Source organism: Streptomyces sp. NPDC028331, from assembly GCF_055565775.1.
Map to the genome: position 1 here is coordinate 91,882 of NZ_JBVHTR010000031.1, position 19,375 is coordinate 111,256.

Below are 19,375 nucleotides of genomic sequence, written 5' to 3' on the forward strand. Positions count from 1 at the left end.
AAGATCTCTAGCGGTGGTGCTTCGCGACGGCCTCGCGGATCGCCGGGACGATCTCGCCGGCCCAGCGGCCGAGGGAGGCGACGTCCGGTGTGCCGCCGCGGGGCGAGAAGAGCATGAAGCCCGACGCCCCGTGTTCGAGGACCGCGCCGGTCAGTTCCTCGACCCACTGGTCGACGTTGCCGCCGATCCAGCGGCCGTCCCGGTCGCGGGTGGCGGGCAGCGGCTGGTCGGTGATCCGGCCGGGGAAGTTGAAGATGGTGCGGACCTCCCGCGGGTCACGGCCCACGGCCGCCGCCGCCTCGTCGATGACCGGCCGCGACGCCCGGTAGCGCTGGCTGAGCCAGTCCGCCGCGTGGCCGGGGATCCAGCCGTCGGCGACCCGGCCGGTGGCGGCCAGGGACTTCCGGCCCACCGAGCCGGTCCACACCGGGGGCGCGGGCACCGGGGCGGGGTCGATCTGGTTGACCTGGTGGTGACGGCCGCGGAAGGTGACCGGGGGCCCTCCGCCCGACAGCTTCTTGATGAGGACGATCGCCTCCTCGAAGGCCTCCACGGCCTCGCCGGGCGTGAGCGGCTCCCGGCCCATGTCGGCGATCCGCTGCCACAGCCCGCCGGCGCCGAAGCCGAGCACGACACGGCCGCCGGAGAGCGCGGACAGCGTCGTCACCGTCCGCGCCAGCATGGCGGGAGGCCGCAACGGCACGTTGCTGACGTTCGCGAATCCGGCCAGGCGCCGGGTCCGTCCGATGACGAACCCGACGGTGGCGTACGCGTCCAGACGCTCCCCGATGTAGGGGTGGTCCGACAGGGAGAAGAGGTCGAGCCCTTCGCGGTCGGCCAGTTGCGCCATGCCGAGCAGCTCCGGTGCTTCCTGGATGGTGCTGTGCGCACCGAAGCCGAAGACGACTTCGCGTGTGGACAATGTGCTGCCCTTCAGTTCGTTCGGTGTCCTGTCGCCTCAGCCGGTCGCGGAGACGGTCGCGTGGAAGGTGTAGCGGCGGCCCGCTCCGGCCTCGGCCTGTCCCATGTATTCCAGGAGCGGTTCGATCTCAGCCTTGATGTGCACCAGCGCCTCGGCCTCGGAGGCCCACTCGGACAGCAGGAAGATCCCCGTGTCGTCGGCCGAGACGTGGAAGTTGGCGGCGATCGCCCCCGGGTACGCCCGGTCCTCGCCGACCGTCTTCTCCTCGGTGCCGAGCAGCCCGTCGACCCAGGCGCGCGCCGTGTCGCCGTCGTTCATGGAGAAGAACGCGGCGGGGTAGCACCCGACGGGCGGCAGCGGGTCCGGCAGTACGGTGGGCTGGACCCTGCGGTACAGCCGGAACGTCCGGGGCTCGCCCGGGGCGAAGCCCAGCGCCCGCCAGTCGGGCCGCAGCGCGTCGAAGGCCTTCCGCAGGGCCTCTTCGGCTCCGCCGTCCGACGACCACTGCGCGTAGGTCAGCAGCGACGTGCCGTCGGTGCCGGTGAACAGGGACAGGGCCACCAGGCCGGTGGGCCACTCGGCGGACTCCCAGTGCCGCAGGACCGCGGCCGCGGCGGCCTGAAGGCGTCCTGGGTCGCCGGTGACGACTTCCTCTACCAGTGCGGCGGTGACGTCCGGGCGGCCGATGACCGGCCGGACGTCGGAGGTGGTGGGCATCGTCGACTCCTCGTTCTCGTGGGTCACTCGGCCTTGCGCCCGATGACCAGGACGTCGTCGTGCAGGCCCTCGACCTCGACGGTCTCGGGCCAGAAGCCCGCCTCGCGCAGCCAGCCGTGCAGTTCGTCGGCGGTGTACTCGTGGCCGCCGCGGGACCAGACGAGCATGGTGAGCCCGGCCAGGGCGCCGTGCATCGACGGCTGCTGGCCACCGGCCATGGGGTCGTAGACGAACACCGCGCCGCCCGGCTTCAGCGCGTCGTAGGCCCGCTTCAGCAGCGTGATGCGGTCCTGGACGCCCCAGTTGTGCAGCACGTGACCGAAGACCAGCACGTCCGCCGCGGGGAGGTCGTCCTTGAAGAAGTCACCGCCGTGGAAGGCGATCGGCGAGGCGGTCTCGCCGAGCCGCTCCATGTGCCTCTTGAAAGCCGGCTCCAGGGGCGGCAGGTCGAAGACGGCGCCCTTCAGGTGGGGGTTGTGGGTGACCACCTGGTGCGCGAAGTTGCCGCGCGCCCCGCCGATGTCGACGAAGGAGGTGTAACCGCTCCAGTCGAAACCGCTCATGGCGCCGGCGATCGGCGCGTTGAGCAGGTCCATGCTGTCCAGGAAGCCGTCCGTGGCGTCGGCGTCCGCGTACAGCGTGTCGTACGGGTTTCCGATGACCGCGGCCTGGTTCTGCGGCCTGCCGGTGCGCAGCGAGGCGGCGAGGCCGTTCCACGCGGGGTTCAGCTCCTGCTCGCAGAAGTGCAGGTAGCCGCCGAGGTACGCGGGGCGGCCCCGGACCAGGAAGTGGTCGCTGACGGCGGAGTTGGTGAACTTGCCGTCCGTCACCTCCAGCAGGCCGAGGTGGGCGAGGCCGGAGAGCAGGTCCTTGGTGCCGAGTTGCACCAGGCCGATCCGGTCGGCGAGTTCGTCGGACGTCGCCGCGCCCTTGGACAGTTCGGTGAAGATGTCGTGCTCGACGGCTGCCAGCAGCATCCGGGACTGCCAGGAGCCGAGGATCAGGCCCATGATCGGACCGGGGTTCGGGGTGCTCTCGGGTGATTCGACGGCCATTTTCGGTGAGCCTCCGTGTGGTGAGGAACGGGTGGGAACGTGGGTCACGGACCGGAACGGACCGGGCGGCGCGCGAGCGCGGCGACGAGGCCGAGCGCTCCGACCGCCGTGATGAGCGCCAGCGCCGGGCGGAGGCCGTCGCCGTGGGTCATGAGGAGCGCGACCAGCGGCAGGAGCACTCCGGCGCCGAGCTGGACGCAGGTCTGGTACAGCGACACGGCCGGGCCCCGGTCCTCCGCGTCGAATTCCGCCGCCGCCTGCGCGTTCAGGGCGACGAACGCACAGCAGAAGCCGGCCTCGACCAGCAGCAGGGTCGGCAGCATGCCCAGCGCATAGCCGCTGCCGTCCGGCCGGGCCAGGTAGAGGCCGTAGCCGAGGAGCGGGAAGAGCGCGCCGAGGGTGATCAGCCGGCGGGTGCCGTACCGGGCGATGAACCGGCCGGCGAAGGGCACGGTCAGCGCCAGTGGGACGCAGGCGGGCAGCAGGGCCAGCGCGGCCCGCCAGGCGGACCAGCCGAACTCCTGCCGCATCTGGAAGACGATCAGCACCAGCAGCGCCTGGTAGGTGCCGTTGAGCGAGGCGGCGCCCACCGCGGAGCGCAGCAGCGGGCCGCGCTTCAGCAGGGCGAGGCGCGGCGGCCGCGGCGGGCTGCCGCCCTGCTCTCGCGGCAGGACGTACAGGCCGCACAGCAGCAGGACCAGGGCGACCGGCGCGGGGAAGACGAAGACCCAGCGCCAGCCGGTCTCCAGCAACGCGCCCGCGAGCAGCAGTCCGGCGGTGAAGCCGGCCGCGCCGAACAGCGAGTAGACCGACAACGCCCGCCGCCGCTGCGGCCCTTCGGGGAACAGGTCGTTGATGATGGCCAGTCCGGTCGGCGCCGTCAGGGCCGCGCAGCAGCCCTTGACCGCCCGGACCAGGACGAGCAGCGCCGGGCCGCCGACGAGTCCGCCTGCCACGGAGGCCAGGCCGAACAGCAGCATGGCGCCCAGGTAGCTGCGTCGTCGTCCGATGCGGGCGGCGAGGGCCGGCCCGAGCAGCAGCAGTGCGGCGAAGCCGAGGGCGAAGCCGCTCATCAGCCACTGGGCGCCCCACGGCGTCAGGCCGAACCGGTCGGCGATCGTGGGCAGGGCGATGAGGACGACGGACACCTCGACGGCGTCCAGCAGCATGTTGCCGGACAGCACCAGCAGCCGGGCCCACTGCCGGACTTCCCAGCGCTCCCGCGTCGCGGGGGTGTCGACGAGGGTGCCGGTCACCAGGGCAGCACCTGCCCCTCGGGGGTTCCGTCCTCACCCAGGAAGGTCGCGGTGGGGCCGTCGTCGTCGAGGGTCGCGAGCAGTACGGGGATGCGCGCGCCCTGCTCGGGGGTGAGAACGCCGTTGTGTCCGTTGATGTCGGTGGCCACGAAACCCGGCGAGGCCGCGTTGACGAGGATGCCGGTGCCGCGCAGTTCGTTGGCGTACGTCAGGGTGACCGCGTTGAGCGCGCTCTTGGACGTGGCGTACGAGAGCATGACCGGGAACTCGCCGGGCGGGTGCACCCCCGTCGGGTCGAGGTTCTCGGCGGCCGCCGACAGTGAGCCGATCGCGCTGCTGACGTTGACGATCCGGGCGGACGGGGCCCGGCGCAGCAGGGGCAGCAGGGCGTTGGTCACCGTGATGACGCCGAACACGTTGGTCTCGTAGACGGTGCGCACCTGCTCGGCGGGGGTCTCGCTGGGCGGCTGCATGGGGCCGCCGATGCCGGCGTTGTTGACCAGGACGTGCACGACCCCCGCCTCCTCCTTCAGCCGTTTGGCGGCGAGCGCGACGGATGTCTCGTCCGTGACGTCGAGGTGCAGGAACCTCACATCCAGGCCGTCGGCGCGCAGGGAGCTCTCGGCTGCACGGCCACGCTTCTCGTCGCGGGCTCCCAGATAGACGGCCAGGCCGCGTTCGGCGAGCTGCCGGACGATCTCGCGGCCGATGCCCTTGTTGGCCCCGGTGACTACGGCGATGCGCGCGGTCTCAGTGGGCATTGATTCCCTCTCACACTGGTCGGGTCGGAACGTCGACGGCTCAGCCGAGCAGGGTGCCGCCGGTGGCGTCGATGAAGGCGCCGGTGATCCAGCGGGCCTCGTCGGTCGCCAGGAAGGTGATGACGTCGGCCACGTCGCCGGGCTCACCGACCCGGTTGAAGGCCGAGAACCGGGCCATCGCCCGGACCGCCTCCGGGTTGTCGAAGATCGCGCCGCCGTTGTTGGTGATGCCCGGTGCGACGCTGTTGATCGTGATGCCGCGCGGCGCGAGGATGCGGGCGAGCTGGAAGGTGAGCTGCTCCACCGCGCCCTTGGTCATGGCGTAGGCCACCTGGTCGGGGACGGAGGTGCGGGTGACGCCCGTGCTGATGTTGATGATGCGGCCGCCGCTCGGCATCACTTCCAGGGCGCGCTGCACGATGAAGTACGGTGCTTTGGCGTTCACGGCGAAGTAGCGGTCGAACTCCTCGGGGGTGAGGTCCTCCGGCGCCGAACCCGTCGAGGTGACGGCGGCGTTGTTGACCAGGATGTCGAGGCGGGTCTCGCCGATGCGCTCCTTCAGGCCCCGTTCGAGGCCCAGGAACAGCTCGTGCACATCGCCGGGGACGCCGAGTTCCGCACGGACCTTGAAGGCGCTGCCGCCCTCCTTCTCGATGAGCTCGACGGTGTCGTCGGCCGCCGCTTCGTTGGCCGTGTAGTGCACCGCGACCAGCGCGCCCTCGCGGGCGAGACGGAGCGCCGTCGCCCTGCCGATGCCGCGGCTGGAGCCGGTCACGAGGGCCGTCTTGTCGGTGAGCCTGTCCACGGTTGACCTTCCGGGTAGGTGGGTGTGCGAGAGGGGCGGCCGGGGCTTCGGCGGGTTGTCCGGCCGGGGCTGTTCCGGTACGTCGAGGCCGCTGATCATGCGTGCGAGGTGCCGGCGGACCGCGGCGGACTCCAGCAGCTCGCCGAAGACGTCGCGCAGCGCGGTGACCTCGTCGGTGCCGAACAGCAGGTGGGCCTGTGCCTGGATGTTGGCCAGCGTGCGCGCCCCGACCGGATGGCGCTCGGCGTGGTAGGAGTCGAGCAGTTCGGGCCGGGCGCGTCCGGTGGCCACCCGGGCGAGCTTCGGGCCGAGGTCGGCCGCGTCCTGGAGACCGAGGTTGACGGCCTGCCCGCCGACGGGCATCTGGGTGTGCGCGGCGTCGCCGGCGAGCAGCACCCGGCCTCTGCGGTACTCGGTGGCCTGGCGGGAGGCGTTGTCGAACCGGTTGAGCCACAGCGCCCGCCCGTGGCTGATGTCCTCGCCCGTCACGGCGGCCCAGGCCTCGACGACCTGCTCGAAGGTGACGTCGCCGGACGGCTGCGCGCCGAACCGGTGGATCATGAGCCGGGTGGTGCCGTCGGGCCTGCGGTAGGCGGTGGCGATCCCGCCGCCGAACCGCTGAAGGCGCCGGTTGTCGATCTCTATGCCCGCGATGTCGGCGCGCAGCATCACCTTGTCGGCGTCGCGTCCGGCGAACTCGAAGCCGCCGAGTTCGCGTACGGTGCTGTGCTCGCCGTCGCAGCCGGCGACGTAGCCGGCCGTGAGCGCGTACGTCCCGCCGTCCGGCCCGCGCACCTCGACGCGGACCCCGTCGCCGGTCTGCCGCAGCCCGGTCACCGTGTGCCCGCGCCGGATCTCGGCGCCCAGGTCGAGCGCATACGTCTGGAGTTCGGCCTCCAGGTGGTGCTGCAGGCACTCCCACTGTCCGGCGAACGGATGGTCCGGGTCGGCCTCGGCGAGATCGAGGCGCAGGCCGCCGAAGTGGCCGACGCCCACCGCCGGCAGCTCGCCGAGCCGGGGCAGGAACCCGCGGTCGGCGAAGATCTCCATGGTCCGCGCGTGCAGGATGGAGGCCCGTGATTCACCGCTCGGCTCCGTCAGCCGCTCCACCACGACGGCGCGCGCACCGCCTGCCCGCAACTCGGCCGCGAGGAACAGTCCGACGGGCCCGGCGCCGACGACGACGACATCCGTGTCGTGTTCGTGCCGTGCCATCAGCGCTGCCCCAGGGCCGGCCCGAACCAGCGGGTCAGTGCGGAGTTCAGGTCCCCGTGGCTGCCGGGGGCGGCCCAGGCGACGTAGCCGTCCGGGCGCAGCAGCACCGCGGCGGTCCCCGCCAGGGGGCCGTCCTCCGGGACCGGGTCCGCGGTCGCGGTCACGATGTCGACGCGGTCCCGCCAGGCGTGGGCGCGGCGGCGGAGCACGGCGTTGTCGTCGAGGTCGAGGAGCACACCGCGTCCGGTGCGCAGGAGTTCGGTGCTGCTGGTCCGGCCGCGCGACGTCGTGACCGGCAGGTGCGGGAGCCGCCGCCCGAGCAGCGGGTTGGTGCCGCCGCCGACGTCGTAACGGATGTCCAGGCCGCTGACCTTGGCCGCCAGGTGGCGGGCGACGTCGGGGTAGCGGATCAGCTCGGACAGGATGTCGCGCAGTGGCTGTGCCTCCTCGCCGCCCAGCACCAGCAGGCTCTGGGCGCGTGTGTTGGCGAGGAGTCCCTTGCCCACCTCGTGGCGCTCGGTGTGGTAGGTGTCGAGCAGTTCCTCGGGGGCGTCGCCGCGCAGCACCGCGGCGAGTTTCCAGCCGAGGTTGTGCGAGTCCTGGACGCTGGTGTTCATGCCCTGGCCGCCCGCGGGCAGATGCACATGGGCGGAGTCGCCCGCCAGCAGGACCCGGCCCCGCCGGTACTCGGTGACCTGCCGTGTGGCGTTGCCGAAGGCGCTGATCCAGACCGGCTCGGCATGCGAGATGTCGCCGCCCGTGAGCCGTTTCCACAGGTCGGCCACTTCGGCGAAGGCCGGGGGCTCGGTGCGCCGCTGCGGCGGGATCCCGTGCTCCCCGACGATGATCCGGTGGATCCCGCCGGCCAGCTTCGCGACCATCACGAAGCCGCCGCCGACGTGCCGGCCGGTCATGCGCGGCTCCAGCTCGACACCGCGCAGATCGGCCAGCAGCATCTCGGTCGTGGCGGCGGTGCCGGGGAAGTCGAACCCGGCCGCCTTGCGCACCGCGCTGCGTCCGCCGTCGCAGCCCACGAGATAACGGGCCCGCAGCCGCTCCTCACCGCCCGAGTGGCGCACGGTGACCGTCACGCCGTCGCCCGTGTCGTCGTACGCGACGAACTCGTGCCCGCGCCGTATGTCGGCGCCGAGTTCGCCGGCCCAGGACTCGAGGGCCTCCTCGGTCACCGACTGCGGGACGGTGCGGGCCGCCTCGTGCACCGCCCCGAGGACGCTCATGTCCAGCGGCAGGCCACCGAAGTGACCCATGCCGCCGGTCTCGTACTCACCGAGCCTGCGGAGGAGTCCGCGCTGGTCGAACACCTCCATGGTGCCGATGGTCAGGCCGATCCCCCGGGACTCGCCGGTGCGGCGGGGATGCCGTTCGAGCACCGTGACGTCGATCCCCGCCAGACGGAGCTCCCCGGCGAGCATCAGCCCGGCGGGTCCCGCTCCAACAACGACCACCGAAGCGTCCATGAACCTCTCCTTCTCAGAGCCATTAGCGGAGCCGCGGACAGTGGCAGTCCCGCTTCGCCGTCGTACAGGCACGCCACCGGCAGCGTGCGCAGCGTGATGAGCGGTTCCGCGGGAACGGCCAGGGCGGCGGCGGCAGCGTGATGGGGCCCGGCCGGCACGTCCCGGACGATCCAGCCGGGCGGGCCGGGCGGGGCGTCGGCGTCGGTACCGACGCCCAGGTAGTCGAGGCCGGGTCTGCGGCCCAGGCCCGTGCCCAGGCCCTTCAGGTACGCCTCCTTGCGGGTCCACAGCTGCGCGAAGGCCGCCGGTCGTCGCGCTTCGGGAAGGACAAGGAGTTCACGCCACTCCGCCGGATGCAGAGCGGGTCCGCATACCTGCACCGCCTCGATCGTCGGCGTGCGCTGCACGTCCACGCCGACGGCCGTGGCCGCCGTACCGATGAGGATCAGCCCGTGACTGTGCGAGAGCGAGAAGTGGACCGGTACGGGCGGATGCCGCAGAACGGGCCGGCTCGTGCGGAGCGAGCGGGCCGTGCCGGGTTCCCGGCCCAGGCGCAACAGCCCTGGCGGGTAGCCCGTGGAGGCGGCGAGGATCCGGCGCAGCGCGATGTGCGCCGACAGGTACTGCACGCGGTCCTTGGGCCGCACGAACAGCTCGGCCCGGCGCACTTCGTCGGCGTCGAGCTCGCTCACCGCCAGCCGGGCCGCGGCGGCGCTGCCCGGAGACGGTGAGCGCAGCAGCCAGAGCGAGAGTTCCGGTGCCTCGCGGAGCAGCGGGATCAGAGGGCGCCGCGGGTGCTCGACCGCCCGTCGTGCACCACCGTCGTCAGCGCCTCGCCTCGGCATGGGCTTTCGCGTGGCCGAGCGTGGCCTTGCTGTTGGTGCTCAGCGCGTTGTGCACGTACGCGCGGGCGTCGGCGACGGTGGCGTCCTCGCCCAGGATCCGGGCGATGTTCTCGGTGTTGAGCGTCACCGTGTGCTGCGAGGAAGCCCTGACGCCGGTCTCGGTCTCGGTGAACGTCCAGTACCCGGTGTGCAGCGTCATGAGCGCCGGGAGGGTCACCTGCTTGTAGGCGATCTTGTGGTGCGGGAACGTCACCCGGTACGACTTGGTGGTGTGGACGGAGCCGTCCTGGGCGCGGGTGTCCATCTCCAGGGTCTGCAGGCCGGGGGTGTCCTCGGTCAGCCGCACCGTGGCGACGTGCGGCAGCCGCTCGGACCACAGGTGCGCCTCGTTGATGAAGTCGTAGACGTCCTTGGCCGCTCCGGCGATGTCGACGGAGTCCTCGAAGGAGAAGGTGAGTTCGGCCTCGGCGTGGGCGCGTTCGACGTTGGTGCGCAGGGCGGCCAGCTCCGCGCGCGAGTTGCGGTCGACCGCCTCGTCGATCCAGGCGAGGTGGCCGGGATCGTCGTCCACCGCCCGGTAGTCGTGCAGCAGCCGGATCCGCGACTCGGTCGCCGAGACCGGCTCGATGATCCAGGCGCCGCCCATGGCCGCCACCGGCGGCGTGGACACCTCCTGGCGGAAGTCGATCCGCAGGTTCTCCGGGTCCAGGGTGCGGCGCGACGTCCAGTTCTTGGGCTCGCCGTTGGCGGTCGCCCAGATCTGGATGCGCTCGTCGCGCTCGCCGCGTTCGACGTGCTCGACGTGGATGGTCGGCGGGAAGATCCGCGGCCAGTTCTCCACCTCGGCGATCAGCCGGAACACCGTCTGTGCGGGCGCGTTCGCGGTGATCTCGTGTTCGACCTCACGGATGGTCATGGTCGTCTCTCCTCGAGGTCGTCAGAAGTTGCCCAGTCCGCCGCAGACGTTGAGCGCCTGGGCGGTGATGGAGGCCGCCGTGTCGGAGGCCAGGTAGCCCACGAGGCCGGCCACCTCCTCGGGGGTGGAGTACCGGCCGAGCGGGATCTTGGCCTGGAACTTCTCGAGGATGGCGGCCTCGCTGGTGTCGTACGCGGCCGCGTAGCCCTGCCGGACGCGCTGGGCCATGGGGGTCTCCACGTAACCGGGGCACACCGCGTTGACGGTGATCCCGGTGGGCGCGAGCTCGTTGCCGAGCGCCTTGGTGAAGCCGACGACGCCGTGCTTGGAGGCCGAGTACGGCGCGCCGAGCACCACGCCCTGCTTGCCCGCGGTGGAGGCGATGTTGATGATCCGGCCGCGGTCCTTGTGCCGCATGCCGCCGGCGTTGAGCACCTCGCGGGTCAGGCGGAAGACGCTGTTGAGGTTGGTCTCGATGACGTCCGCCCACAGCTCGTCCTCGATGTCGGCCGTGACGCCGCCGCCGCTGCGGCCCGCGTTGTTGACCAGCACGTCGATGGTCCCGAACGCGGTGACCGCGGCCTTGACGAAGGCCCGGACGTCGTCGGGCGAACGGACGTCGACGGTCGTGCCGTCGACCTCCAGGCCCTCGTCACGCAGTTCCTTGACGGTCGCTGCGACGTTGTCGGCGTTGCGCGCGCCGATGAACACCCTGTGGCCCTGCTCGGCCAGGAGCCGGGCGGTGGCGAGGCCGATCCCGCTGGTGGCTCCGGTGACGAGAGCGACCCGCTTGTCCTGATCTGGCATGTCTGTCGTCTCCAGTGGTCGGTTGTGGGGGTGCGAGTGCTGCGGAAAACGGGGACCGCCGGGCGGTGGCAGCGCACCGCCCGGCGGATGCCGGGGTCGGACCGTGGATCACACCAGGGAGGCGAGACCTTCGTTGACGGTGTCGATGAGCAAGCGCGGGGTGTTCGCGATGCTCAGCACCTCCTCGTCGAGCGAGATGCCGTATTCGCGCTCTATGCGGCCACCGGTCTCCAGCAGGGCCAGCGACTCGTAGCCCAGCTCCTCGAAGTCGGTGTCGAGGATGTCCCCGTCCAGGTTGTAGGACTCGTCGGCGCCCGCCGCCTCGATCAGGATGCGGCGGAGGTCGTCGAGGGTGAATGCCTGCTCGGCCATGGCGGTTCCTTTTCGGTTCGGCTTCGATTCGGGTGGGTCAGTCGGCGGAGCGGACGACGAGTGCGGAGTTGAAACCTCCCTGGCCACGCGCCAGCACCAGCGCGGTGCGCACCTCGGTGGTGCGCGGGTGGCCGACGACGAGGTCCAGGCCGTACTCCTCGGCCGGCTCGGTGTTCATGGTGGGCGGGATCAGGCCCTCCTCCATCGCGAGGAGGACCGTCGCGATGTCGAGCGCGCCGGCGGCGGAATACAGGGCTCCGGTCATCGTCTTGGGGACGGTGACGGGCACCTGCCCGCGGCCGAACACCTCGTTCAGGGCGTCGGCCTCGATCCTGTCCAGCTCCGGGACGGCCGCACCGTCGGCGAAGACCACGTCCACGTCACGGGCATCGGCACCGGCGTCGGCCAGGGCGGTCTCGATCGCCCTGCGCAGCGTGGGGGGACGCCCGCTGCCGGGCTTCGGGTCGAACGTGGCGCCGTAGCCGGCGATCTCCCCGTACACCTTCGCGCCGCGGGCACGGGCGAAGTCCTCTCGCTCCAGGATGAGGATGGCGCCGCCCTCGCCCGGTACGTGTCCCGACGCCCTGTGGTCGAAGGGCAGGTAGGCACTGGCCGGGTCGTCCCGGGTGCTGACCCGGCCGCTCGTCATCTGGGCCACCCACCCCCACGGGCACAGGGAGGCGTCCACGGCGCCGGAGACGACGAGCGGCGTGCCCTTGCGGACCTGGCGGCGGGCCTGGGCGACGGAGTCCAGGCCGCCGGCCTGCTCGCTGACGACGACGCCGCTGGGGCCCTTCATGCCGTGCCGGATGGAGATCTGGCCGCTGTTGACCGCGTAGAACCAGGCGAAGGACTGGTAGGCGCTGACGTACTCGCTGCCCTGGCTCCACAGCCGTTCCAGCTCGCGCTGGCCGAACTCGAAGCCGCCGGACGCGCTGGAGGTGACCACGCCCATGTCGAAGGCGGGCAGGTCCTGCGGACGCACCCCGGCGTCCGCGAGCGCCCAGTCCGCGGCGACGAGCGCCAGCCGGGTCATGCGGTCGGTCTGCGGCAGCAGCCGGCTCGGCAGGTGCTCCTCGGCCTCGAAGCCGTGGATCTCGCCGGCCAGTCGGGCCGGGTACTGCGTGGGGTCGAACCGGGACAGCCGCCCGATCCCGCTCTTGCCGATGCGGGCCGCCGACCAGTATTCCTCGGCACCGAGGCCGTTGGGCGCGACCACGCCAAGGCCGGTCACCACGACTGGGGCGCTCATGCGGCGGTCCTTTCCGGGCGGGCCAGCACCATGGCGCTCTGGAAACCTCCAAAGCCACTGCCCACGGTCAGCACGGCGTCCGTCCTGTGTTCGCGGGCGGTGATGGGCACATAGTCGAGATCGCATTCGGGGTCGGGTTCGTGAAGGTTCGCCGTGGGCGGCACCACGTTGTGCGTCATCGCCAGGGTCGACGCGGCGATCTCGATGGCACCGATGGCACCGAGGGAGTGGCCGACCATGGACTTGATGGAGCTGACCGGCGTGTCGTACGCGTGGCTGCCGAGGCTCTTCTTGAACGCGGCGGTCTCGTGCCGGTCGTTCTGCTTCGTACCGGAACCGTGCGCGTTGATGTAGTCGATCTCTTCCGGGTTCATCCTCGCCTCGTCGAGCGCGACACGGATGGCCTCGGCCATCTCCGCGCCGTCGGGGCGGAGCCCGGTCATGTGGTAGGCGTTGCTGCGCGTCGCGTAGCCGGCGATCTCCGCGTAGATCCGGGCGCCCCGCCGGCGGGCGCTCTCCAGCTCCTCCAGCACGAAGAAGGCCGAACCCTCGCCGAGGACGAACCCGTTGCGGGTGCTGTCGAACGGACGGGAGGCGCGCTCCGGTTCGTCGTGCCGCGGGGTGGTCGCACGGATCGCGTCGAAGCACGCCATCGTGATCGGCGAGATCGGGGCGTCGGTGGCGCCCGCGACCATGACGTCGGCGGACCCCTCGCGGATCAGCTCGATGGCGTATCCGATGGAGTCGATGCCGGACGTGCAGCCCGTGGACACCACCGCGTTGGCGCCCTCGGCGCCCACGGCCCAGGCCACTTCGGCCGCGAAGGAACTGGGCACCAGGTGGTTGTAGAGATGCGGGACCGCGTACCGGTGGTCGACCAGGTTCAGCCGCCCGCCGTCGCTGACGACCCGGTACTCCTCGTCGAGCCCCATGGTCGCGCCGACCGCCGTGCCGACGGTGACGCCGACGCGGTGCGGGGCGTGCTCCGCCAGGTCCAGCCCGCTGTCCGTGACGGCGCCCCGCGCGGCGACCACGGCGAACTGGCCGGCACGGTCCATCCGCCGGATCTCCTGCGGGCTCAGTCCGTGCGCCTCCGCATCGAAGTCGATCTCGGCCGCGACCCGGGAGCGGAACGGCGACGGGTCGAAGAAGGTGATGCCGCGCGTGGCCGTGCGGCCCTCGCTCAGCAGGGACCAGAACGCGTCGCTGCCCACCCCACCGGGGGCCAGCACGTCCAGGCCCGTGATGACAACGCGCCGGTCGCTCACGACCCCGCCTCCCAGTGGTAGAAGCGGGTCGCCATGGCGTCGGCCGGCGAGCGCCAGGTCGCCGGGTCGTACGCCTCGATGAACGGCTTCAGGTCCTCGCTGATCCGGATGAAGCGCGGGTCCGTCTTGGCTTCCTCGATCTGCCGTCCACCGTTGTCCGTGTCGAAGTCCTGGAGGTGGAAGTACAGCCCGCGGTAGTGGAAGAGCTCACGCCGGCGGGTGCCCATCAGGTGCGGCATCTCAGTGGCGTCGAAAGCCCGGAAGAGATCGGCCACCTGGGCGTGATCGGCAGGGGCCATCCGGGCCACAATCAAATTGCTGTGCATACGTTTCGTCTCCAAGTTGTCCAGTCCCGAAAAGGGCATACGAAGCCGTACGGCGGATTGGAGGTCTCACGTCACGTCGACGGTCCGACAGCAAGAGGGCCGGAACCGGACGGAGTCGGAAGGAAAGAGGGCGCTGTGACAGAGCGCCGGACTCTGACATCCATCTTCTTCGGCAACTCCCCGTATTTCAAGGGGAATTACTACAAATCCAGGTGCAGAAGTACAGGGACGTCACTGCGGGGCGTTGCCGTGCTTCCGCGAGGGCAGGTCCGCGTGCTTGGCGCGCAGCATCTCTAGGGAGCGGATCAGTACCGAGCGGGTCTCCCGCGGGTCGATGACGTCGTCGATCAGTCCGCGCTCGGCCGCGTAGTACGGGTGCATGAGCTCGTTCTTGTACTCCTCGATGCGCTGTCGGCGTACGGCGTCGGGGTCCTCCGCGGCGTTGATCTCGCGGCGGAAGATGACGCCCGCGGCTCCCTCGGCGCCCATGACCGCGATCTCGTTGGTCGGCCACGCCAGGGCCAGGTCGGCGCCGATGGACCGGGAGTCCATGACGATGTACGCGCCGCCGTACGCCTTGCGCAGCACCAGCGAGATGCGCGGAACGGTGGCGTTGCAGTACGCGTACAGCAGCTTGGCGCCGCGCCGGATGATGCCGTCGTGCTCCTGGTCCACGCCGGGCAGGAAGCCGGGCACGTCGACCAGCGTGACCAGGGGGATGTTGAAGGCGTCGCAGAACTGCACGAAGCGGGCGCCCTTTTCGGAGGCGTCGATGTCCAGTACGCCGGCCATGGCGGCGGGCTGGTTGGCGACGACTCCGACGACGTGCCCGTCGAGCCGGGCGAACGCACAGACGATGTTCGTCGCCCACAGCGGGTGGACCTCGAAGTACTCGCCGTCGTCGACGACTTCCTCGATGACCTTGCGGATGTCGTAGGCCTGCCCGGCGGCGGCCGGGACCAGGTCCAGCAGCGCGTCGTTGAGCCGGTCGACGGGGTCGCCGGAGCGCTCGACGGGCGACAGCTCACGGTTGTTGGCGGGCAGCAGCGAGAGCAGGTAGCGGACGTCCTCGATGCACTCCTCCTCGTTGTCGTAGGCGAAGTGCGAGACGCCCGAGGTGGTGGAGTGGACGTCGGCGCCGCCGAGGCCGTTCTGGGTGATCTCCTCGCCGGTCACCGCCTTGACGACGTCGGGGCCGGTGATGAACATCTGGCTGGTCTCGCGGACCATGAAGACGAAGTCGGTCAGCGCCGGGGAGTAGGCGGCGCCGCCCGCACACGGACCGAGCATCACGGAGATCTGCGGGATGACTCCGGAGCAGCGGGTGTTCCGCTGGAAGATGCCGCCGTAGCCGGCGAGCGCGGTGACGCCCTCCTGGATGCGGGCACCGGCCCCGTCGTTGAGCGAGACCAGCGGGGCGCCCGCCGCCTCGGCCAGGTCCATGATCTTGTGGATCTTCTGGGCGTGGGCCTCGCCGAGCGCGCCGCCGAAGATCCGGAAGTCGTGCGCGTAGACGAAGACGGTGCGGCCGTGGACGGTTCCCCAGCCGGTCACCACACCGTCGCTGTACGGCTTCTTGTGCTCCAGGCCGAACCCGGTGGCCCGGTGCCGGCGCAGGGGCTCCACCTCGTTGAACGAGCCCTTGTCCAGGAGCAGGGCGATCCGCTCGTGAGCCGTCAGCTTGCCCTTGCGGTGCTGGCGTTCGGTGGCCGCCGGGTCCGGGCCGAGCCGGGCCGCCTCCTTGATCTCGGTCAGCTCGTCGATCCGGGACTGGATCGAGTCGTGCGGTGTGGCCATGGTGTTCCCCACCTCCGTGGGTCGTCGGATTCGTCGTGTCAGCGGCCGGTTCCGGGCCGGTACAGCCGGATGAAGTCCGCGACACCGGCTGCGACGAGCGCCTCCGTCTCGAAGTCGGCCAGCGGCAGGGCCCCGTGGAAGGAGCGCTGGACGACGCCGCCCGCGACGAGCTGGATGAAGCGCTCGGCGGCGTGGTCGGAGTCGTCGAAGGCGAGCAGTCCCCGGTCGGCGACGCGCTCGAGGCGGCGGGCCAGTTCGCGGGTGGCCTGCCGGGGGCCGGCGGTCCGCCACATCTCGACCACGCCGGCCGGCCATGTGGCGATCTCCGCGCCGAGGTGGCGGACGATGGCGAAGTGCTCGGGGAAGGCGGCCAGCGGGGTCAGCCAGGCGTGGCCCAGCGCGATCAGGTCCTTCTCCAGGTCGGTGATCTCGGCGAGGTGGTTCTCGGCGATGACCGTCAGCGCGGCGGCCACCGAGGCGGCGCCCTCCAGCAGGACGGTGAGCAGGAGGCGCTCCTTGTCCTGGAAGTAGTGCGTGACGGTGGCCTCGTCGAGGCCGCTCTCCAGGGCGATGTCCGAGACGCCGGTGTGGGTCCAGCCCTCACGGGCGAAGACGGCACGTGCCGCCCGAACGACGTCCCGGCGTTCCTCCGCCGATCCGGTCACGGGGCGCGTGATCGTCGCTTGCTGGATGGCCATGTGGTGTTCCTCCGTCTGGCGTGCGGATCTGATGGGTGTGCGGATCTGATGGGTGTGCGGATCTGATGGGTGTGCGGGTCCGGCCCGCGGGTGGTGGTCCGGAGGGCGTGCGGGTGCGGCCGCGGTGGGCGGGTGAGCGGCTGTCAGGCGGACGGCCGCGTCATCGGGCCGGCTCCTCGGAGCGCCGGGAGCGGCGGCCCTCGTACCCCTCGGTGCGCGCGGTCGTGAAGTGAGCGCGAAGATGGACGAGGAGCACGGCGGTCGCGGTGAGGAGCGTGGCCGCGCCGCCGGTCAGGAGACCGGACCGGGCGCCGTAGCGTTCGCTGAGGGCGCCGACCAGGAGCGAGCCCAGAGGTGTGGTGCCCTGGAAGACGACGGTGTAGAGGGCCATGACCCGGCCTCGGTAGGCGGGGTCGGTGCCGAGCTGGATGCGGTGGTTCGCGGCCTGCGCGAAGTAGAGGGAACCGAAACCGGTGCCCAGCAGCAGGACCACGGCGAGCGTGTAGGTCGGGGCGAGCCCGGCAGAGGTCTCCAGGGCACCGAACCCGAGGGCCGAGCCGATGACGAGGCCGGCCCGGGGCCGGCCGCGGCGGCGCGTGGTCACCAGCGCCGCGAGCAGCGAACCCGCCGCGAAGGCCGTGGTGAGCAGACCGAAGCCGGAGGCCTTCGCACGGAAGACCGTCTTGGCGAGCAGGGGCAGCGTGAGCTGGAAGTTGAAGCCCAGCATGCCGACGACGGCCACCAGGATCATGGGCAGCAACAGGTCGGGACGGGTCGCCATGTGCCGTACGCCGTCCATGACGGGGGCCCGAGGGGGACGCCTGCCGGCGCGGTGCAGCTCCGCCGGGCGCATCACCCGCAGGGCGACGACCGTCGCCAGATAGCTCACCGCGTTGAGGAGCATCACGGTGCCCGTGCCGAACCAGCCGATCAGCAGGCCGGCGAGCGCGGGGCCGACGACGCGTGCGGAGTTGAAGTAGGCCGCGCTGAGCGCGGATGCGTTCGGCAGCAGGTCCGCGCCGACGAGTTCGCTGACGAAGGACATCCGGGTGGGCACTTCCACCGCGCTCACCACGCCGAGCCCGAGGGCGAAGAGACAGACGTGCCACAGTGCGGCTCCACCGGTCAGCACGAGGACGCCGAGGAGCAGGGACAGGGCGCCGGAGGCGAGGTTCGCGGCCATGAGCAGCCGCCGTTTGTCGTGACGGTCGGCGAGGCCGCCCGCGTAGAGGGTGAGCAGCAGCAGGGGCGCGAACTGCAGGGCGGTCACCACGCCGAGGGCCGTCCCGGAGTCGCCGGTCAGGGAGAGCACGAGCCAGTCCTGTGCGACGACCATCATCCAGGTGCCGGCCACGGAGACGAGTTGTCCTGCCGCGAAGAGCCGGAAGTTGCGAATCGTCAGGGACTGGAACGTACTGGCGAGGGGAGATCTCATCTCGTCCTTGGGTTCGTCGGTCTCTGCCGCAACGAGTGCGAGTGGCTGATCGGCACACGGCGGGGGACTCTGCCTCAAAGCTTCTTCGACCCCGGCCCGCCGGTCAAGGAATGCAATGTCAGATCACGGCAAATCCTTGTCAGGGATAAGTCATTTCGCGGCCGGACACGCCTGTACGTCAGACATTCGAAAAGTACATCCGAGAACTCATCGAATTCCGTCGCGAATCACAGGTGATGTCTTCCTGCTCTTGCCGCCGCGAGAATTGCGGAAATAGCGTTCCAGAGTCCGTAGGCGACCACACGTAGGAGTTTCGGTGATCCAGGGGAGAGTCCGTGTGTCCGTGGTGACGACAGCCTGTTCCGGAAGCGGCTGCGCCCGTCGTGCGGCCGACGGCCAGGCCCGGCGCCTCGCCGCGCCCGGCACCCGGCTGTGCCGGACGTGCCACGACCACCTGGTGCGTGACCTGAGTCGGCTGCCCGAGCTGTACGAGGAATGCGCGAGGCACCTCGGCGGGGGAAGCGAGCGGAGCGTGGAGCGGACCTCCGGCGGCCCGCTGCCCGGCATGCCGTTCAACTCCTGTGCGGCCGACGTGCGTTCCTCGATCCTGGGAGTGCTCAGCTCCTGGGCGACCATGGTCCTGGACGAGCGGGGCCTGGCCGGTCCGCGGCGTGCGGTCGGCCCGCTCGCACAGTTCCTCATCCGGCACAGCGACTGGCTCGCGGCACACGACGCCGCGGGTGACGTCTCCGCCGAGGTGGCGCAGTTGGTACGCAGGGCGCACAGCGTGATCGATCCCACGAGGAGCCGGCGCATACCGATAGGCGACTGCGTGGAGCCGGGCTGCTCCGGCGGGCTCACCGCTGTCGTAAGGGCCCGACAGCCCCAGTTGCCCGCCGCGATCACGTGCACCGCGAACCCCTCCCACCGCTGGTTCGGGCACGAGTGGCTGCAGCTCAGCCGCCGGATCGGCGCAGCCGCCGCATGGGCTCCGGCCGGCCCGGAGACCACCGAAGGGACCGTCCCGGCCGGGACGGACGCGGAGGACCGGCCCGGCTCCGTCGACGCCTCGCAGGCGGTGCGCTGGGTGACCGCCGCCGACATAGCCCGGCTGTGGGCCATGTCGCCGGGCAGCGTCTACCGGCATGCCAGCACGGAGAAGTGGCGCCGCCGCAGCCGTTCCGGACGGACCTACTACCACGCCGCGGACGTCTACGAGACGTTCAAGCACCGAGCGAGTGCGGCATAGGACCGACCGACGACTCACGTCGTGGAGGTGTGCTCCTCCGTACGGCGAAGGGCTCCCGGCGATGTGCCGGGAGCCCTTCGCCGTACGGAGGAGCGAGGTTCAGTCGTTGATCTCGCAGATGGCGGCGCCGGAGGTGATGGAGGCGCCGACCTCGGCGGTCAGGCCCTTGATGGTGCCGGCCTTGTGCGCGTTGAGGGGCTG

18 protein-coding genes are annotated in these 19,375 nt (G+C 71.2%); 1 reads left to right on the forward strand and 17 read right to left on the reverse strand.

Features of this window, described 5'->3' with window-relative positions; all coding sequences use genetic code 11:
• Positions 1 to 7: 7 nt before the first annotated feature.
• The 17 genes from ACZ4SW_RS33280 to ACZ4SW_RS33360 form a co-directional block, all read right to left on the reverse strand.
• Positions 8 to 922 carry an LLM class flavin-dependent oxidoreductase gene (locus ACZ4SW_RS33280; RefSeq protein ID WP_468252738.1) on the reverse strand — a complete coding sequence of 305 codons (915 nt, stop codon included), beginning with the start codon at positions 920 to 922 and terminating at the stop codon, positions 8 to 10.
• Between the two features lie 36 nt (positions 923 to 958).
• Positions 959 to 1,639 (reverse strand): hypothetical protein, encoded by a 681-nt coding sequence (locus ACZ4SW_RS33285; protein ID WP_468252740.1) that lies wholly within the window; start codon positions 1,637 to 1,639, stop codon positions 959 to 961.
• A 23-nt stretch (positions 1,640 to 1,662) separates the two neighbouring features.
• Positions 1,663 to 2,694, reverse strand: coding sequence for a methyltransferase (locus ACZ4SW_RS33290; protein ID WP_468252741.1), 1,032 nt, complete (start codon positions 2,692 to 2,694; stop codon positions 1,663 to 1,665).
• A 44-nt stretch (positions 2,695 to 2,738) separates the two neighbouring features.
• Positions 2,739 to 3,950: an MFS transporter gene (locus ACZ4SW_RS33295; protein ID WP_468252743.1), complete on the reverse strand. Its 1,212-nt coding sequence runs from the start codon at positions 3,948 to 3,950 to the stop codon at positions 2,739 to 2,741.
• The gene (locus tag ACZ4SW_RS33300; RefSeq protein WP_468252744.1) at positions 3,947 to 4,711 is read right to left on the reverse strand and encodes an SDR family oxidoreductase; all 765 of its coding nucleotides are present in this window, start codon (positions 4,709 to 4,711) and stop codon (positions 3,947 to 3,949) included. The genes ACZ4SW_RS33295 and ACZ4SW_RS33300 overlap by 4 nt, the downstream gene beginning before the upstream one ends.
• A 40-nt stretch (positions 4,712 to 4,751) precedes the next feature.
• Positions 4,752 to 6,731 carry an SDR family oxidoreductase gene (locus ACZ4SW_RS33305; RefSeq protein WP_468252745.1) on the reverse strand — a complete coding sequence of 660 codons (1,980 nt, stop codon included), beginning with the start codon at positions 6,729 to 6,731 and terminating at the stop codon, positions 4,752 to 4,754.
• A complete protein-coding gene (locus tag ACZ4SW_RS33310) occupies positions 6,731 to 8,209 on the reverse strand; it encodes an FAD-dependent monooxygenase (protein WP_468252747.1) in 1,479 nt (492 codons plus the stop codon). Before ACZ4SW_RS33310 ends, ACZ4SW_RS33305 begins: the two co-directional genes overlap by 1 nt.
• A complete protein-coding gene (locus tag ACZ4SW_RS33315; RefSeq protein WP_468252748.1) occupies positions 8,164 to 9,054 on the reverse strand; it encodes a 4'-phosphopantetheinyl transferase family protein in 891 nt (296 codons plus the stop codon). Before ACZ4SW_RS33315 ends, ACZ4SW_RS33310 begins: the two co-directional genes overlap by 46 nt.
• The gene (locus ACZ4SW_RS33320) at positions 9,035 to 9,970 is read right to left on the reverse strand and encodes an aromatase/cyclase (RefSeq protein ID WP_468252750.1); all 936 of its coding nucleotides are present in this window, start codon (positions 9,968 to 9,970) and stop codon (positions 9,035 to 9,037) included. The genes ACZ4SW_RS33315 and ACZ4SW_RS33320 overlap by 20 nt, the downstream gene beginning before the upstream one ends.
• 21 nt (positions 9,971 to 9,991) lie before the next feature.
• Positions 9,992 to 10,777 carry a 3-oxoacyl-ACP reductase FabG gene (fabG, locus tag ACZ4SW_RS33325; protein WP_468252751.1) on the reverse strand — a complete coding sequence of 262 codons (786 nt, stop codon included), beginning with the start codon at positions 10,775 to 10,777 and terminating at the stop codon, positions 9,992 to 9,994.
• Between the two features lie 108 nt (positions 10,778 to 10,885).
• Entirely contained in the window at positions 10,886 to 11,149 is a 264-nt protein-coding gene (locus ACZ4SW_RS33330) for an acyl carrier protein (RefSeq protein WP_468252753.1), read from the reverse strand.
• Between the two features lie 37 nt (positions 11,150 to 11,186).
• Positions 11,187 to 12,401, reverse strand: coding sequence for a ketosynthase chain-length factor (locus ACZ4SW_RS33335; protein ID WP_468252754.1), 1,215 nt, complete (start codon positions 12,399 to 12,401; stop codon positions 11,187 to 11,189).
• The gene (locus tag ACZ4SW_RS33340; RefSeq protein WP_468252755.1) at positions 12,398 to 13,669 is read right to left on the reverse strand and encodes a beta-ketoacyl-[acyl-carrier-protein] synthase family protein; all 1,272 of its coding nucleotides are present in this window, start codon (positions 13,667 to 13,669) and stop codon (positions 12,398 to 12,400) included. Before ACZ4SW_RS33340 ends, ACZ4SW_RS33335 begins: the two co-directional genes overlap by 4 nt.
• Positions 13,666 to 13,995, reverse strand: coding sequence for a TcmI family type II polyketide cyclase (locus tag ACZ4SW_RS33345; protein ID WP_468252757.1), 330 nt, complete (start codon positions 13,993 to 13,995; stop codon positions 13,666 to 13,668). The genes ACZ4SW_RS33340 and ACZ4SW_RS33345 overlap by 4 nt, the downstream gene beginning before the upstream one ends.
• Before the next feature lie 231 nt (positions 13,996 to 14,226).
• Positions 14,227 to 15,792: an acyl-CoA carboxylase subunit beta gene (locus tag ACZ4SW_RS33350; protein ID WP_468252758.1), complete on the reverse strand. Its 1,566-nt coding sequence runs from the start codon at positions 15,790 to 15,792 to the stop codon at positions 14,227 to 14,229.
• Between the two features lie 38 nt (positions 15,793 to 15,830).
• A complete protein-coding gene (locus ACZ4SW_RS33355) occupies positions 15,831 to 16,490 on the reverse strand; it encodes a TetR/AcrR family transcriptional regulator (RefSeq protein ID WP_468252760.1) in 660 nt (219 codons plus the stop codon).
• Between the two features lie 160 nt (positions 16,491 to 16,650).
• Positions 16,651 to 17,925, reverse strand: a complete 1,275-nt coding sequence (locus ACZ4SW_RS33360; protein ID WP_468252761.1) for an MFS transporter — start codon at positions 17,923 to 17,925, stop codon at positions 16,651 to 16,653.
• Positions 17,926 to 18,268: 343 nt separating this feature from the next.
• On the opposite strand from ACZ4SW_RS33360, the gene ACZ4SW_RS33365 reads away from it, so the two are divergent.
• On the forward strand, positions 18,269 to 19,174 hold the full coding sequence (locus ACZ4SW_RS33365) for a hypothetical protein (protein ID WP_468252762.1): 906 nt from the start codon (positions 18,269 to 18,271) through the stop codon (positions 19,172 to 19,174).
• Positions 19,175 to 19,375 lie beyond the last annotated feature (201 nt).